A 14,977-nucleotide genomic window follows, 5' to 3' on the forward strand; every position below is an offset into this window, starting at 1 on the left:
AGACCTAAGGCTTAAGCCAGCGCAGCGCGAACCTTGTCGGCGATGGCCTTGAACGCGGTCGGATCGGCGCCGGCGACGTCGGCGAGGACCTTGCGGTCCATTTCGATCCCGGCCTTGTCCAGGCCGTGAATAAACTGCGAGTAGGTGAAGCCCTCCAGGCGCGCTGCGGCGTTGATCCGTTGGATCCACAGCGAGCGGAAGTTGCGCTTGCGGACCTTGCGGTCGCGGTAGGCGTACTGGCCGGCCTTGTCCACGGCCGCCTTGGCGGTGCGGATGGTGTTCTTGCGGCGCCCGTAGAAGCCCTTGGCCTGCTCGAGAACCTTCTTGTGCTTGGCGTGGGCGGTGACGCCCCTTTTCACGCGTGCCATCTGTCAGATTCTCCTAGAGGCCGTACGGGAGCCAAAGCTTGATGATCTTGGTATCAGCGTCGCTCATCACCTTGGTGCCGCGGTTCTGACGGATGTACTTGGCGTTGTGGCTGATCAGGCGGTGGCGCTTGCCGGCGACGCCGGCCTTCAGCTTGCCGGACGCCGTCATCCTGAAGCGCTTCTTCACGCCGGACTTGGTCTTCAGTTTGGGCATTTCACGTCGGGATCCGAAGACCCCGTCCTCTGGTCGTGTTGATGAACCGCCCTGGCATGCCGTGGGGCCAGGCGGTTCCGAAGGGGCGGGCTACTACGCGGAATTTGTGCGCGACACAACTTCTTTCCCGCCTCTCGGCGCGATCCTACTGCGTCCGCGCCGCGTCCGCCTGGGCGAGACTGTCGATGAGCCGATCCAGCGTCTCGGCCTCGGGCAGCCAGGGTTGCTCGCCCACATTGCGGATGGCGCCGTCCAGCAGGAGGGAACGGACGCCCCAGGTGTCGTGCAGCTCGCGGGCCAATTCGGTGGCGTCGCGCTCGCAGGACGGCTCATTCGCAAAAATAGCCAGGTTCGGTGAGTTTTGTGCGGCAAGCGCCAGCGCAACGTCGCCGCGAGATACAGGTCCGATCACATTTGCGCCAATATCATGCAGGCTGTCGATCAGATTGACGGAATAATCCTCATCGCTGCATACGAGGAGAATAGTGTCCATGTGCGGTGATGTCATGGTCCGTTGTCTCCGAATCGCCAACTGGATGCTGAACTTAGTAGCTGAAACGCTGCATCACGATGGTGGGTGATCTGACAATCGCGTGAGCCGGGTCCGAACCGGCGGCGTCAGCGGCGTGGCCGCGACTTTTTCTTCAAAGCTTAAGCAGAGGTTAGCCGTGACCCGTTATGACGGGGGCTCAGCCGCGAAATGGCGGCGCCGGAGACGAGAATGTCCGCCATCTCTTCCGTGAGCCAGTATCTGCCCGTGACCCCGCCCGCGCCGGTGGCGCCCAGCCGGCAGTCCGCGCCCCCGCCCCCCAGTCGTGACGAGGCGGCCAAGGAGGCCTCCAAGCCTGCTTCGTCCTCGAAGGCGCCGGGGACCGGCACCGTGGTGGATATCAAAGCCTAGGCCAGCCTGGGCATCCGCCGGATCACCGCCCAGGCGAACCAGAGCGCCGGCAGGATCAGCAGCGCCGAGAGCGCGAACGGCGAGCCGGGCGACACCATCGAGAACAACTGCCCCGCCAGCACCGGTCCGCCGATGCGGGCCAGCGCCATGCCGCTCATGTTCAGGCCCAGCATCTCGCCCTGCCGGTCGGGCGGCGCGGCCTGGGAAATCAGCGCGCTGATGTTGGGGAAGCAGATCGACTGGCCGACGCAGACGAAGGCGAAGCCCAGCATCGCCACATGCCAGGTAGGCGACAGCCACTGGGTCGTCAGGCCAAGGCCCATGAACACCAGGCCGGCGGCGAGCACGCGCGCCTCGCCGTAGCGGCGGGCGAGGCGGCCCGACACCAGGCCCTGGCAAACCGCGCCCAGCAGGCCGATCACCATGAAGGCGAAGCCGATCTGGCGCGGCCCCCAGCCGAACTCGTGCTCGGTCCACAGGCCGTAGATCGCCTCGATTCCGGCGAAGCCCACCACCACGATGAAGCTGATCAGGATCACCCGGCCGATGATGGGGTGGGCGAAGGCCTCGCGGAGACCCGCCGATCTGAGCCGCTTGACGGGCGCCGCCTTCGCCGCGTCCGGCCGGTTCTCGCGGACCAGCAGGATGACCGCCAGCGCCGAGGCCAGCGCGAAGCCCGCCGCCACTAGCAGCGGCAGCTGGAACCCCAGGGCGCCGCGGCTGGGCTGGGCCAGGAAGCCGCCGATCGCCGGGCCGGTCATGAAGCCCGCGCTGAACGCCGCGCCCATGATCCCCATGCGGCTGGCGCGCTTGTCGGGTGGGGTGATGTCGGCCAGCGCGCCCTGGAGCGTGGAGATGTTGCCGGCGAAGAAGCCGTTGGCGAAGCGGATGGCGAAGGCCGCCAGCATGTTCGGCGCGAACGCCAGGGCCGCGTAGCTCACCCCCACCATGGCGATGGTGACGATCAGCACCGGGCGACGGCCGATCCGGTCGGACAGCCGGCCCCAGAAGCTCTCGCCGAGGAACTGGCCCACCGAGAAGGCCGAGAACAGCAGGGTCACCTGCCAGGCCGGGGCGTCGAAGGCGTGGGCGAAGAACGGCAGCAGCGGGATGACCAGGCCGAAGCCCGCGATCATCAGGAAGATGACCGTGAGCAGGACGACCAGCGCGCGGCGCTCCTCGGCAAGACCCATGGGCGCGGACGTCATCCGGAGCCCTCACCCGTCTGGGCCAGCCGCCAGGCATGGGCCCGGCGCGCTGCGATCAGCGCCAGCCAAATGGAGGGCGCGACGATCATGGCGCCCAGCCAGAAAGGACCGTTCAGGCTGATGTGGGCGAAGCTGAGCCCCGCGCAGAACGGGCCGGCCACCCGGGCCAGCGCGCCCATGGCGTTGTTCAGGCCCAGGATCTGGCCCTGACGGTCGGGCGGGGCGGTCTCGGAGATCAGGGCGCTGACGTTCGGCCAGGCCACAGACTGGCCCGCCGCGGTCACGCACATCAGGGCGATCACCATGGCGGGGTGGAACGAGAACGGCTGCAGGACCTGGCCGATCAGGGTGACGGTCATGCCGACCGCCAGCATCGGCCCCGGCCCGAACTTCTCGGCCATGGGCCCGGTGACGAAGGTCTGGGTGAAGGCCGCTGTGATGCCGACGAAGGCGAAGCAGAGGCCGATCTCCTTCGGCCCCCAGGCGAACTTGGCCTGGGTCCAGAGGCCGAACGTGCTCTCGATCCCGGTGAAGGCGAAGCCTACCAGGAAGGTCAGCAGCATCAGCCGCCCGATCACCGGATGGCGCACGGCCTCGCCGGTGGCCTTCCAGCGGCTGGGCTGGTCGGTGACGTGCGGCTGACGGTTCCGGCTCTCGCGGATGAACAGCACGATGGAGAGCGCCGACAGGGCCGACAGCCCTGCGCAGATGAACAGCGGGATCTGGAAGCCGATCGGCCCTGCCTCCGGATGGGCGAACAATCCGCCCACCGAGGGCCCGACGATCAGGCCGACGTTCCAGGCCGCGCCCATGTAGCCCATGGTGCGGGGGCGCTTCTCGGGCGGAGTGACGTCGGCGATGTAGCCTTGGATCACCGCGCCGTTGCCCGCCGCGAGCCCGCCGACGAAGCGGATGGCCAGCGCGGCCCAGACGTTGGGCGCGAAGGCCAGCGCCAGGTAGCAGAGGAAGTTGGCGGTGAGCGTCGAGATCAGCAGCGGCTTGCGGCCGTACTTGTCCGAGAGCCGCCCCCAGAACGGTTCGCCGAAGAAGCCGCCGGCCGCGTAGGCCGAGAACACCAGGGCGATCTGCCAGGGCTGGGCGTCGAACGACTTGGCGTAGAAGGGCAGCAACGGGACGATGATCCCGAAGCCCAGCATATTGATGAAGATGGCGGCGATAACCGACGGCGCAGCCATGCGAGGCGGCGACGCCTCCCGCGGCGCAAGGTCGGACATGTGAACGGTGTTAGGACGCGCGCGGGCCGCGGGCAAGGGCGAGACGGCGGGTTCCCGCCGTCACGGCCGGGCGCCGGGTCAGGCGACCTGCGGGCGCCGCCGGCGTAGGGCCGCGCCCAGGCCGCCGAAACCCATCAGCAGCATCGCCCAGGTGGCGGGTTCCGGCACGCCCCCGGCATAGAGCACGTTGTCCAGCTCGATCTTGCCCATGCCCGTGGACGAGATCGTCACCTTGCTGAACCCGGCGCTGTCCGCGAGCCCCATGAAGAGCAGGCTGGGCGTGGCGCTTTCGTCCATCCAGGCCAGGGTGTAGTCGACCTCGTTGATCGTGAAGATCAGGTCGCCGCCCTCCAGCATTTCCAGTCCCAGAAGGTCGATGCCGAAGGCGAAGATCGGGGCGTCGAAGGTGAACGTCGCCAGTTCGCCCGGCGGATTGATGTGGAGGGAGTTGCCGGGGCCGCTCCATGAAGGCTTGAAGCCGAAGACCTCGGGGTCCAGCGGATCGCCCACGGCCGCGGCGGTAAAGTCGCCGAAGTCGTAGCTGGCCGTGTCCGGCGCGCTGTCGAGGTCGTTGGCCGTGACCGCGCCGACGGCGGTCAGGAAATCGGCCTTGCTGGTGAAGGTGGTGGCGGCCAGGGCCGGAGTGCTCATGACGAGCACCGCCGCGGCCAGCGCGGCTGTTCTGAAGTGCATGATGGCTATCCCCGTGCCGGCGGCCGGCGAATCAACCTTCGGCTGCATCCTCGCCCGACGAAACGCACTTCGCCCATTGCGGGAGTTCGCCACCCGTCAGGCGTGCAAATGCGGGTCTACGGGTTTTGCCGTTTCAGCTCGGCGCGGAAGGCCGCTTCCTGCTTCACATAGAAGGCCTTGCAACCCGCCGGGTCGACGAAGGCGTCGGCCTTGCCGGCGTCGAGGGCCGCCTTCTTGGCCTTGAGGCCGTAGAAGCTGGCGTGGGAGGCCAGGAAGACGTCGCAGGGGAGCTGCTTCCAGGTGGCGAAGCTCTTCTCATAGTCGGCGGTTTGGCCCGGATAGGTCTCGGTCTTGCCGAGCTTGTAGCCCGGCAGGACGGACGAGGAGCAGTGGACCTGGGCCTGGCGCACCTTGCCGGCCACGGTCACCGGGAAGGTCCAGGTGGTGCAGCCCTTCGTGTGGCCGCCGGTGATGTGGGCCGTGAGCGTCCAGCCGCCCAGGGCGACCTTCTGCCCGTCCTTGAGGGTTACGTCGGGCTTGAGGGGCTCATAGTGGAAGCGCTCACCCTTCAGGAAGGGATCGCCCTGGCCGCCCGCCGCGATGATCGGCCCGTCGGCGGCGCTGGCGTAGAGCCTGGCGGCCGGGGCGGCGCGCTTGATCGTCGCCAGGCCAGCGGCATGGTCGAAATGCTGGTGCGTGTTGAGCAGCACCTTCACCTGGGCAGGGTCGAAGCCCAGGGCCTTGATATTGGCGACCACCTGTTTGCCGGTCTCGGCGTCGCCGCCGTCCAGCACGATCAGGCCGGCCTTGCTGGTCAGCAGATAGGCCGCGTAGTCGACCGAGCCCACGTAATAGAGGCCCTCGCCGATCTTGAACGGCTGAGTGGGCGCATCCGGCGCTTCGGCCGAGAGGGCGGGCGAGACGAAAGCGGCCGCCCCAAGGACGGCCGCGCTCAGAATTCCGTAGGCCAGTGACTTCACTTGAGCCTCGCTTATCGCGGCGCCAGGATCATGATCATCTGGCGGCCCTCCATGCGGGGCTCGTACTCCACCTTGGCGACGGGCTCGAAGTCGGCCTTCACCTTCTGGAGCAGCTTCATCCCGAGTTCCGGGTGGGCCAGTTCGCGGCCGCGGAAGCGCAGGGTGATCTTCACCTTGTCGCCTTCCTCGAAGAAGCGGTGCATCGACCGCGCCTTCACCTCGTAGTCGTGGACGTCGATGTTCGGACGGAGCTTGATTTCCTTGAGCTCCACCACCTTCTGCTTTTTCCGCGCCTCGTTCTTCTTCTTCTGCTCCTGGAACTTGAACTTGCCGTAGTCCAGGATCTTGCAGACGGGCGGATCCGCGTTCGGCACGATCTCGACCAGATCGAGGCCCGCTTCTTCAGCTGCTTCGATAGCGGCCGAGGTGGGCATGACGCCCTGCTTCTCACCGTGCTGATCGATGAGGAGGACGCGCGGTACGCGGATATCTTCGTTCATGCGCGGCCCTTCTTTGACGGGCGGCGTTTGCATGGGGCGGCGAATAGGCAGTGCTCCGGTGCTGTTGAAACGCAAAAAACGCCGGTGCGCGCGAGCGCTCCGGTCGTGAGGTCAGTATATGACCCGCGGGACCCTCTGTATCAAGGCGCGCTCTACGCTGTCGGGGCCAAAGAGTTGGCCGCCTGCGCCACTTGGGCCACAGGCAGGTCCGCCAGGTTCTCTGCCCGCAGGATCGCCACCCGGCCGCGTGGCGCCGACAGGGCGGGGTCGGAGGCCTTCGAGAACAGCACGATCGTCGGCGCGCCGCCGGCGGCGGCCAGGTGCAGCGGCCCGGTGTCGTTGCCGATCGCCAGCGCCGCCTTGGCGCCCAGCCTGGCCACCGAGGCGAAGTCGGTGCGGCCGGTGAGGTCGCGGGCCCGCGGCGCGGCGCGCTGGATGGCGTGGGCCAGGTCCGCCTCGGCCGGCCCGCCGATCACCACCACGTCGAAGCCTCGCGAATAGAGGATGCGGGCCAGCTCGGAATAGCGCTCCACCGGCCAGCGCTTCTCGGGCCGATGGGCCGAGCCGCCGGGGACGAAGATCACATAGGGTCGGGGCTTGTTCGCGCCGGGCACCGGCCGGTCGACGGTTGCGGACTTCATGACCCATGACAGGTCCGGGGGCGGCGCCGAGCCCGGCTCGGTGGGCGCATCCTCCCAGATGCCGGCGTACATGAGCTGGTCGGCCTGGCGCTCCAGGGTGTGCATCCCGTTGCGCAGCGGGTTCTTGTGCGGCAGCGAGCAGCCGAAGGCGACGCCCGACCAGGCCGGCGGGTTGGGTCGCAGCGCCTGGAAGATCCGGTTCGAATGGGCAGAGGTCTGCAGGTCATAGACCCGATCGTAGTTGGCCGCCCTGATCCGCTTCCTGAGCGCCATCCACTCGGGGAAGCTCTCGGGCCGGCCGCCGGTGTCCACGGCGTTGAAGTAGGGGCAGATCTTGGCCAGGGCCTCGAACGGCGGGGTGGTCAGGAGCGTGATGTGCGCCTTGGCGTGGACCTGGCGGATCTTCTTCATCGCCGCCAGCGCCAGCACGAAGTCGCCCAGGGCCGAGAGCTTGATGACCAGGATGCGCTGCACGTTCCGGGGCATCAGTCGTGGTCCTCCAGGACCTTCTCGTAGGCGGCCAGCGTCTGGGCGCACATGGCGTCGGCGGAGTAGAGCTGGCGGGCGCGCTTCTTGCCCACCTCGCCCATCTCCAGCCGCTTGCCGGGACCGAGGTCGATGGCGCGGGCGAGGGCGTCGGCCCAGGCTTCGGCGTCGTCCACGGGCGCGAGCCAGCCCGTCGTCCCGTCGAGGATGGTCTCGGTGACCCCGCCGTGGTTGGAGGCGATCACCGGGCGGCCCATGGCCTGGGGCTCGACCGCGGCGCGGCCGAAGCTCTCGGGCACGCTGGTGGGCAGGATCGCGAAATCGGCCAGCAGGTAGGCGGCCGGCATGTCGTCGCAGTGGCCGACCAGCTTCACGGCGTCGCCCAGGCCCGCGGCGTCGATGGCGGCCTGCACCTCGGCCGCATAGCCCGTGCGGCCCTGGTGGTCGCCGGCGAACAGGATCTGGAAGTCCTGGCGGCCCCGGGCGGCCAGCAGTCTGGCCGCCTCCACGATCACCAGGTGGCCCTTGATGCGGGTGACGCGTCCGGCCAGCAGGATCTGGGTCCGGTGGTCGTTCGGGCTCAGATCCCAGGCGGCGCGCAGGGCGTCCACCCGGTTCGACGTGACGAAGGTGGGGTCGAAACGATCCAGGTCGACGCCGCGCGGAATGGTGACCAGCTTGTCCGGGGCGAGCTTGTGCTCGCTCAGCACATGGTCGCGCGTGTAGTCGGAATTGGCGATCACCAGATCGCCACGGGTCATGATCGCATTGTACCAGCGCTTCAGGCCGGACTGCGCCTTGTAGACGCCATGGTAGGTGGCGACGAACGGCGTGCCGGTGGATTTCGCCGCCCACAGCGCGGAGAAGGCCGGGGCGCGGCTGCGGGCGTGGACGATGGAGACGTTCTCCTGGCGGATCAGCGCCACCAGGCGCGCGGCGTTGCCCAGCATCACCAGCGGATTCTTGGTCTGGACCGGCATCTGGGCCATGCGCCCGCCGTCGGCTTCCAGCCGCGCGACCATGCGGCCGCCGCGCGTCGCCACCAGGGCCGTCCCGCCGGCGCGGACGACAGCCTGGGCCACGTCGATGGTGCTCTGTTCCGCGCCGCCGGTCTCCAGTTCGGGGACCACCTGCAGCAGGGTGAAATCGGGGGGTAGGGGCACGCGTCCTTCTCTAAACTGAGTTGGCCCCGACTGCTAAGAGGCTCGCATGAGCGAGATTCAAGGATTCCTCGATCGGCCCGATGGCGCGCGCCTGGCCTGGCGGATGGTCGAAGGCGCGGGGCCGACGGTGGTCTGGCTGGGGGGCTTCAGGTCGGACATGGCCGGGACCAAGGCCGAGGCCCTCGCCGACTGGGCCCTGGCCGCGCGGCGGGCCTATGTGCGGTTCGACTACTTCGGGCACGGGGAATCCTCCGGCGACTTCGCGGAGGGTACGATCACCCGGTGGCGCGAAGATGCGATCGGCGTGCTGAACGAGCTGACCGCCGGCCCGCTCGTGCTGGTGGGCTCGTCCATGGGCGGCTGGATCGCCTGCCTCGCCGCCATGGCGATGCCCCGGCGGGTGAAGGCCATGGTGCTGGTCGCCCCCGCCCCGGACTTCACCGAGAAGCTGATGGCCCCCGGGATCCCGCCCGAGGGTCGCGCGGCGCTGGCCGCGGAGGGCGTCTGGCTGCGGCCGTCGGAGTACGGCCAGCCCTATCCGATCACCCGGGCCCTGCTGGAGGACGGCGCCCGCTGGTCGATCCTGGGCGGCGCGCCGATCCCGCTGGAGATGCCGGTCCGCATTCTCCAGGGCGGAGAGGACCCCGACGTGCCGTGGCGCCACGCCCTGGAGCTGGCGCAGGCGCTGAAGGGCGAGGACGTGGTCTTCACCCTGATCAAGGACGGCGACCACCGCCTGTCGCGACCGCAGGATATCGCGCGGTTGTTGGCGGCGGTGGAGGAGCTGGGCTGACGTCTCCCCGCGCTCGCTATGCTCGGGGAGAGAGCCGGCCTGCTTCGGCGGCCAGGATCGCCCTCAGCCCTTCCCGGTAGCTCGGGTAGGCCGGACGCCAGCCGAGCTCCGCCTTGGCCAGGGCGTTCGAGACGCGCTTGCTCTCGGCGTAGAAGCGCATCGCGGCGGGAGAGAGGTTGGCGTCCTCGAGCCTCACCTCGGGCGGCGGCGCGACGCCGAGCAGGCGGGCGGCGTAGGCGATGACGTCGCTGTTGGGCGCGGGCTCGTCGTCGCAGAGATTGTAGGCGCCGCCGGCGCGCGGCCGGGCGATGGAGGCCTCGAGACCGGCGGCCAGGTCGTCGACGTGGATCCGGGAGAAGACCTGGCCCTCGGCGACGATGCGCCGCGCGCGGCCCTCGCGCAGGCGATCGAAGGCGGAGCGGCCCGGGCCGTAGATGCCTGGCAGGCGGAAGGCCGCGACGGTCAGGCCCATGCCGCGCCCCACCTCCTGCCAGTCGCGCTCGGCGCCGACCCGGCGGGCGCCCTCGACCGACTGGGCGGCGAGCCGGCTGGCCTCGGTGACCCAGCCGCCGCGCCGGTCGCCGTAGACCCCGGTGGTGGAGAGGTAGCCGATCCAGTCCGGGAAGGCGCCGGCCTCGGCCAGCGGCCCCACGAGGCTGTTGAGTCCCGGGCAGCCGTCGGGGCCGGGCGGGGCGGTGACCAGCAGGGCCCGGGTCACGGCCAGGGCGCGGACCAGGGCGGCCCGGTCGGACAGGTCGATGGGCTCGACCCCGTCGGCCGCGATCCTTGCCGCGCCTTCGGCGTCGCGGAACGTGGCGGCGACCTGCCAGCCCTTAGGCTTCAGGCGCCGGGCCAGCGCCCGGCCTGAGAAACCGTAGCCGAAGAGGAAGAGCCGCATCCGTCCTTATAGCAGGGCGGCGATGGCCTTGCGGGCCTGGTCGGCGAGGTCGGGGCGGGCGAGGGCGAAGGCGACGTTGGCGCGCAGCAGGCCGATCTTGTCGCCGCAGTCGTAAGTGGTCCCCTCATACTCCAGGGCGTGGAAGTCCTGGGTCTTCATGAGGTTGAACATGCCGTCGGTGAGCTGGATCTCGCCGCCAGCGCCGCGCTCCTGGGTCTCCAAGATGTTGAAGATCTCGGGCTGCAGGATGTAGCGGCCCGAGATGAACAGGTTCGAGGGCTCGGTCCCCGGCGCCGGCTTCTCGACCATGCCGGTCATGCGGTTCAGCCGCCCGTCCTGCCCGTCGAGGGCGACGATGCCGTACTTGTGGGCCTCGCCCTCGGGCGCCGGCTCGACCACGACGATGTTGCCGCCGGTCTGCTCGTAGGCCGCGACCGCCTGGGCCAGGGCGGCGGTCTTCGCCATCATCAGCATGTCGGGCAGCATCACCGCGAAGGGCTCGTCGCCGATCACGTCGCGGGCGCACCAGACCGCGTGGCCCAGGCCCAGCGGCGCCATCTGGCGGATGAAGCTCATCTGGCCGGGCTGCGGCAGGTCGCGGCGCACGTCGGCGAGGATGTCGAGCTTGCCCTTCGCCTCGAGGATGCCCTCGATCTCGGGGCTGGAGTCGAAATAGTCCTCGATCGCCCCCTGGCCGCGGCCGACGATGAAGACGAAATGCTCGATGCCCGCGGCGCGGGCCTCCTCGACGATGTAGCTGAGGATCGGGCGGTCCACGACGTTCAGCAGGTTCTTCGGCGTGGTCTTGGCGCCGGGAAGGACCCGCGTACCCAGACCTGCCACCGGCAGGACAGCCTTCCGCACCCGCTTGCCCATCGAACCCTCCGAAGACCCGCGGCCACCCACGCGCCGCGATCTCCTAATGCGTTGCGCCGAGCTTCGGCGAGAAATTTTGCGAGCCAGAGTGCGATCACGATTTTGAGATCGCACGAAGTTGTGTAGGGTCGCCGCGTCGGGGATTCACCCCCAGGGGAGCCTACTCAATGAAGCTTCGCATTCTGACGATCGCCACCGCTGGTGTCATGGCTCTGAGCCTGGCCGCTTGCCAAAAGAAGGAAGAGGCTGCTCCGGCTGCCGACGCCGCTCCGGCCGCTGACGCCGCTGCTGCTCCGGCCGCGCCGGCCGCCGACGCCGCCGCCCCGCCCGCCGACGCCGCCGCTGCTCCGCCCGCCGCGGACGCTGGCGCGATGTCCGCCGCTGCGCCGGCCGCTCCGGCCGCCGAGCCGGAAAAGAAGTAAGCCTTCTCTCCACGAGATGGTTTGGAAGGCGGCCGTCCCCATGGGGCGGCCGTTTTTCTTTGCCTATTCCACCGTCACCGACTTTGCCAGGTTGCGTGGCTGGTCGACGTCGGCGCCCTTCAGCACGGCCACGTGGTAGGCCAGGAGCTGGATCGGCGGGGAATAGACCAGGGGCGCGATCAGCGGGTCGCAGCGCGGCGCGGTCACCACCACCCGGGCCCCGGCCGGCGCATGCCGCTGGCCTTCCGGATCGGTGATGAAGATCACTTGGCCGCCCCGGGCCATCACCTCGTTCATGTTCGAGGCCGACTTCTCGAAATAGCTGTCGGACGGCGCCAGGATCACGATGGGCGTCTGCTCGTCGACCAGGGCGATGGGGCCATGCTTGAGCTCGCCGGCGGCGTAGCCCTCGGCGTGGATGTAGCTGATCTCCTTGAGCTTCAGCGCGCCTTCCAGGGCCAGCGGGTACATCGGCCCGCGGCCCAGGTAGAGCACGTCGCGGGCCTTGGAGACCTCCATCGCCACCCGGCGAACGGCCTCCTCCAGCTCGATGGATTCGGCGATCAGGCGCGGCGCCTCGAGCAACACCCGCACCAGCCGTTGCTCCTCGGCCGAGTCGATCCGCCCCCGCGCCCGGGCGGCGGCGACGGCCAGCGCGGTCAGCACGCTCACCTGGGCGGTGAAGGCCTTGGTGGAGGCGACGCCGATCTCGGGTCCGCAGTGGATCGGCCAGACCACGTCGACCTCGCGGGCCATGGTCGATTCCACGGCGTTGACCACCGCGGCGCTCCGCATCCCCCTGGCCTGGCAGTAGCGCAGGGCCGCCAGGGTGTCGGCCGTCTCGCCGGACTGGGACATGGCCACGACCAGGGAGTCCGCCTGCAGCGCCGGCTGGCGGTAGCGGAACTCCGAGGCGATCTCGACGTCCACCGGCAGGTCGGCGAGTTGCTCGATCAGGTACTTGCCCAGCAGGCCCGCGATGTAGGAGGTGCCGCAGGCGACGATCTGGATGCGCGCCAGGCCGGCGAAGTCGATCCCGCCGGGGATGGCCGTCGTGGCCGTCAGGGTGTCCACATAGGCCGCGATGGTGCGCTGGCACCCCTCGGGCTGGTCGTGGATCTCCTTCTCCATGAAGTGGCGGTAGGCGCCCTTCTCCACGAGGGCGGCGGAGGCGGGGACAGTGCGGATCGGCCGTTCCGCCGGCTGGCCGGCGTGGTCGAAGATCTTCGCCCCGTCGTGGCTGATGGCGACGAAATCGCCCTCGTCCAGATAGCAGACCCGGTTGGTGAAGGGCCCGACCGCCAGGGCGTCGGAGCCGATGAACATCTCGCCGTCGCCGTAGCCGACCACCAGCGGGCTGCCGCGCCGGGCGCCCATCAGCAGGCCGTCCTCGCCCTCGACCAGCACGCCCAGGGCGTAGGCGCCGCTGAGCTGGTCGAGCGTCGCCTTCAGCGCCTCGACGGGCGGCAGGCCGGTGGCCAGCTCGCTGTCGAGCAGGGCGGCGATCACCTCGGTGTCGGTGTCGCTTTCGAAGATCCGGCCCGCGGCGCGGAGGCGTTCGCGCAGTTCGGCGTAGTTCTCGATGATGCCGTTGTGGACCAGGGTCACGCGCCCCTGGGTATGAGGGTGGGCGTTGCGCAGCGAGGGCGCGCCGTGGGTCGCCCAGCGGGTGTGGCCGATGCCGACCGCGCCGCCGAGCGGCTCGGCGGCCAGCGCCTCCTCCAGCGCCCGGATCTTGCCCTCGGCCCGACGGCGCTGGACCTTGCCGCCGACCACCGCGGCGACGCCCGCCGAGTCGTAGCCGCGGTACTCCAGCCGCTTCAGGCTCTCGATCAGCCGATCCTGCACGGGCTTCGTCCCGACGATGCCGATGATGCCGCACATGTGGCCGAGGCTTCCTTTGTGGTAGACGCGAATCCCGACGTCGCGGCGGCTTTAGCATCCGGTAGGTCGCCGTCGACTAAAAGTCAGTTTCGGATCGTTTCCCTCGATCATGTCCGACGAGCATCTTCATGACTAAGCGCGCCTATTTCGGCACCGACGGCATCCGGGGCGAGGCCAATCGCCATCCCATGACCGCCGAGGTCGCCCTGCGGGTCGGCATGGCCGCGGGCAAGATGTTCATGTCCGGCGACGAGCGCCGCCACCTGGTGGTGATCGGCAAGGACACCCGGCTCTCGGGCTACATGATCGAGCCGGCCCTGGTGGCGGGCTTCACCAGCGTGGGGATGGACGTGCGGCTGTTCGGCCCGCTGCCGACGCCGGGCGTGGCGATGATGACCCGGAGCCTGCGCGCCGATCTGGGCGTGATGATCTCGGCCTCGCACAACGCCTTCTCGGACAACGGCATCAAGCTGTTCGGCCCCGACGGTTACAAGCTCTCGGACGAGAAGGAACTGGAGATCGAGGCCCTGATGGACGAGGGCCTGCAGCAGAACCTGGCCCCGCCGGCCGCGCTGGGCCGGGTGCAGCGGATCGACGACAGCCAGGCTCGCTACATCGAGATCGCCAAGGCCACCTTCCCCCGCCGGCTGAGCCTGTCGGGCCTTCGCATCGTGATCGATTGCGCCAATGGGGCGGCCTACAAGGTGGCTCCCGAGGCGCTGCACGAGTTGGGCGCCGAGGTGATCCGCATCGGCGTCGCCCCCAACGGCTTCAACATCAACCAGGAGTGCGGCTCGACCGCGCCAGCCGCCATGCAGAAGGCGGTGAAGGAATACCGCGCCGACATCGGCATCGCGCTGGACGGCGACGCCGACCGGCTGGTGATCTGCGACGAGAAGGGCACGATCATCGACGGCGACCAGATCATGGCCCTGATCGCGGGCGACTGGGCGCGGCGCGACCGGCTGCGGGGCGGCGGCGTGGTGGCGACGGTGATGTCCAACCTGGGCCTGGAACGCTTCCTGACCGCGCGCCAACTGAAGCTGGAACGCACCCAGGTGGGCGACCGCTACGTCATGGCCCGGATGCGGCAGGGCGACTTCAACGTGGGCGGCGAGCAGTCCGGCCACCTGATCCTGTCGGACTTCTCCACCACCGGCGACGGCCTGCTGGCGGCGCTGCAGGTGCTGGCGGTGCTGAAGGAGAGCGACAAGCCGATGAGCGCGCTGGCCCGGCAGTTCGAGCCGGTGCCGCAGCGACTGGAGAACGTGCGCTTCGCCGGCGGCAAGCCGCTGGAGAACGATCAGGTGAAGGCCGTCATGGCCGACGCCGAGCAGCGCCTGAACGGCACGGGCCGCCTGGTGGTCCGCGCCTCGGGCACCGAGCCCCTGATCCGGATCATGGCCGAAGCCGACGACGAGAAGCTGGTCAACCAGGTGATCAAGGATATCGCCGGCGCGGTGAAGAAGGCCGCAGCCTAGCGCCATCGATATTCAGTCCCGCCGAAGGGCGTGGCCTTCCTTCCTCCGCGCCGCAGGCGCCGTCTTCGAACCGCGGACGACACGGAAAGCACGGAATGCGGCCCCGGGGCGTGGGTGCGCCGGTCCTTCCGTGTCCGTCCGTGTTTTCCGTGGTTGGGATCTTGAGTGCGCTGGCGCGCGGTCAGCCAGAGCTGCGCCGGGCTGTGTCGCCGCCGTCCTCCGCCTCGTCCTCGT

The 14,977-nt window shown here is 69.3% G+C and carries 17 protein-coding genes; 4 read left to right on the forward strand and 13 right to left on the reverse strand.

Annotated elements, in window-relative coordinates:
• Nucleotides 1–11: 11 nt before the first annotated feature.
• From rplT to EPO51_RS08170, 3 genes are all read right to left on the reverse strand, one after another.
• Entirely contained in the window at nucleotides 12–368 is a 357-nt protein-coding gene (gene rplT, locus EPO51_RS08160; protein ID WP_293348519.1) for a 50S ribosomal protein L20, read from the reverse strand.
• A gap of 13 nt (nucleotides 369–381) precedes the next feature.
• On the reverse strand, nucleotides 382–582 hold the full coding sequence (gene rpmI, locus EPO51_RS08165; protein ID WP_293348522.1) for a 50S ribosomal protein L35: 201 nt from the start codon (nucleotides 580–582) through the stop codon (nucleotides 382–384).
• Between the two features lie 145 nt (nucleotides 583–727).
• Nucleotides 728–1,075, reverse strand: a complete 348-nt coding sequence (locus EPO51_RS08170; protein ID WP_293348525.1) for an ANTAR domain-containing protein — start codon at nucleotides 1,073–1,075, stop codon at nucleotides 728–730.
• Nucleotides 1,076–1,303: 228 nt separating this feature from the next.
• Here EPO51_RS08170 and EPO51_RS08175 point away from each other — a divergent pair, with 228 nt between their 5' ends.
• Nucleotides 1,304–1,483: a hypothetical protein gene (locus EPO51_RS08175; RefSeq protein ID WP_293348528.1), complete on the forward strand. Its 180-nt coding sequence runs from the start codon at nucleotides 1,304–1,306 to the stop codon at nucleotides 1,481–1,483.
• On the opposite strand, the gene EPO51_RS08180 is transcribed toward EPO51_RS08175, so the two are convergent.
• The 7 genes from EPO51_RS08180 to EPO51_RS08210 form a co-directional block, all read right to left on the reverse strand.
• Nucleotides 1,480–2,691: an MFS transporter gene (locus EPO51_RS08180; protein WP_293348531.1), complete on the reverse strand. Its 1,212-nt coding sequence runs from the start codon at nucleotides 2,689–2,691 to the stop codon at nucleotides 1,480–1,482. The two genes, EPO51_RS08175 and EPO51_RS08180, sit on opposite strands and share 4 nt — an antisense overlap.
• Entirely contained in the window at nucleotides 2,688–3,926 is a 1,239-nt protein-coding gene (locus EPO51_RS08185; RefSeq protein ID WP_293348534.1) for an MFS transporter, read from the reverse strand. The genes EPO51_RS08180 and EPO51_RS08185 overlap by 4 nt, the downstream gene beginning before the upstream one ends.
• A gap of 78 nt (nucleotides 3,927–4,004) precedes the next feature.
• On the reverse strand, nucleotides 4,005–4,619 hold the full coding sequence (locus tag EPO51_RS08190) for a PEPxxWA-CTERM sorting domain-containing protein (RefSeq protein ID WP_293348537.1): 615 nt from the start codon (nucleotides 4,617–4,619) through the stop codon (nucleotides 4,005–4,007).
• Between the two features lie 116 nt (nucleotides 4,620–4,735).
• Entirely contained in the window at nucleotides 4,736–5,599 is an 864-nt protein-coding gene (bla, locus tag EPO51_RS08195; RefSeq protein WP_293348540.1) for a subclass B3 metallo-beta-lactamase, read from the reverse strand.
• A gap of 11 nt (nucleotides 5,600–5,610) precedes the next feature.
• Nucleotides 5,611–6,132, reverse strand: coding sequence for a translation initiation factor IF-3 (gene infC, locus EPO51_RS08200; protein ID WP_293348543.1), 522 nt, complete (start codon nucleotides 6,130–6,132; stop codon nucleotides 5,611–5,613).
• A 119-nt stretch (nucleotides 6,133–6,251) separates the two neighbouring features.
• Nucleotides 6,252–7,226, reverse strand: a complete 975-nt coding sequence (locus EPO51_RS08205; protein ID WP_293348546.1) for a glycosyltransferase family 9 protein — start codon at nucleotides 7,224–7,226, stop codon at nucleotides 6,252–6,254.
• Nucleotides 7,226–8,389 (reverse strand): glycosyltransferase family 4 protein, encoded by a 1,164-nt coding sequence (locus EPO51_RS08210; RefSeq protein ID WP_293348549.1) that lies wholly within the window; start codon nucleotides 8,387–8,389, stop codon nucleotides 7,226–7,228. Before EPO51_RS08210 ends, EPO51_RS08205 begins: the two co-directional genes overlap by 1 nt.
• A 46-nt stretch (nucleotides 8,390–8,435) precedes the next feature.
• On the opposite strand from EPO51_RS08210, the gene EPO51_RS08215 reads away from it, so the two are divergent.
• A complete protein-coding gene (locus EPO51_RS08215) occupies nucleotides 8,436–9,182 on the forward strand; it encodes an alpha/beta fold hydrolase (RefSeq protein ID WP_293348552.1) in 747 nt (248 codons plus the stop codon).
• A 16-nt stretch (nucleotides 9,183–9,198) separates the two neighbouring features.
• Here the strand turns inward: EPO51_RS08215 and EPO51_RS08220 are convergent, their stop codons facing one another.
• The gene (locus EPO51_RS08220; RefSeq protein ID WP_293348555.1) at nucleotides 9,199–10,080 is read right to left on the reverse strand and encodes an SDR family oxidoreductase; all 882 of its coding nucleotides are present in this window, start codon (nucleotides 10,078–10,080) and stop codon (nucleotides 9,199–9,201) included.
• Between the two features lie 6 nt (nucleotides 10,081–10,086).
• On the reverse strand, nucleotides 10,087–10,956 hold the full coding sequence (locus EPO51_RS08225; protein ID WP_293348558.1) for a UTP--glucose-1-phosphate uridylyltransferase: 870 nt from the start codon (nucleotides 10,954–10,956) through the stop codon (nucleotides 10,087–10,089).
• Nucleotides 10,957–11,123: 167 nt separating this feature from the next.
• On the opposite strand from EPO51_RS08225, the gene EPO51_RS08230 reads away from it, so the two are divergent.
• Nucleotides 11,124–11,378, forward strand: a complete 255-nt coding sequence (locus tag EPO51_RS08230) for a hypothetical protein (protein ID WP_293348561.1) — start codon at nucleotides 11,124–11,126, stop codon at nucleotides 11,376–11,378.
• Between the two features lie 63 nt (nucleotides 11,379–11,441).
• Here the strand turns inward: EPO51_RS08230 and glmS are convergent, their stop codons facing one another.
• Nucleotides 11,442–13,262, reverse strand: coding sequence for a glutamine--fructose-6-phosphate transaminase (isomerizing) (gene glmS / locus EPO51_RS08235; protein WP_293348564.1), 1,821 nt, complete (start codon nucleotides 13,260–13,262; stop codon nucleotides 11,442–11,444).
• Nucleotides 13,263–13,390: 128 nt separating this feature from the next.
• Between glmS and glmM the strand changes: the two genes are divergently transcribed.
• Nucleotides 13,391–14,743 carry a phosphoglucosamine mutase gene (gene glmM, locus EPO51_RS08240; protein WP_293348567.1) on the forward strand — a complete coding sequence of 451 codons (1,353 nt, stop codon included), beginning with the start codon at nucleotides 13,391–13,393 and terminating at the stop codon, nucleotides 14,741–14,743.
• Nucleotides 14,744–14,977 lie beyond the last annotated feature (234 nt).

This window comes from Phenylobacterium sp., assembly GCF_004297125.1.
In the GTDB taxonomy this organism is placed as follows: Bacteria; Pseudomonadota; Alphaproteobacteria; order Caulobacterales; family Caulobacteraceae; genus Phenylobacterium.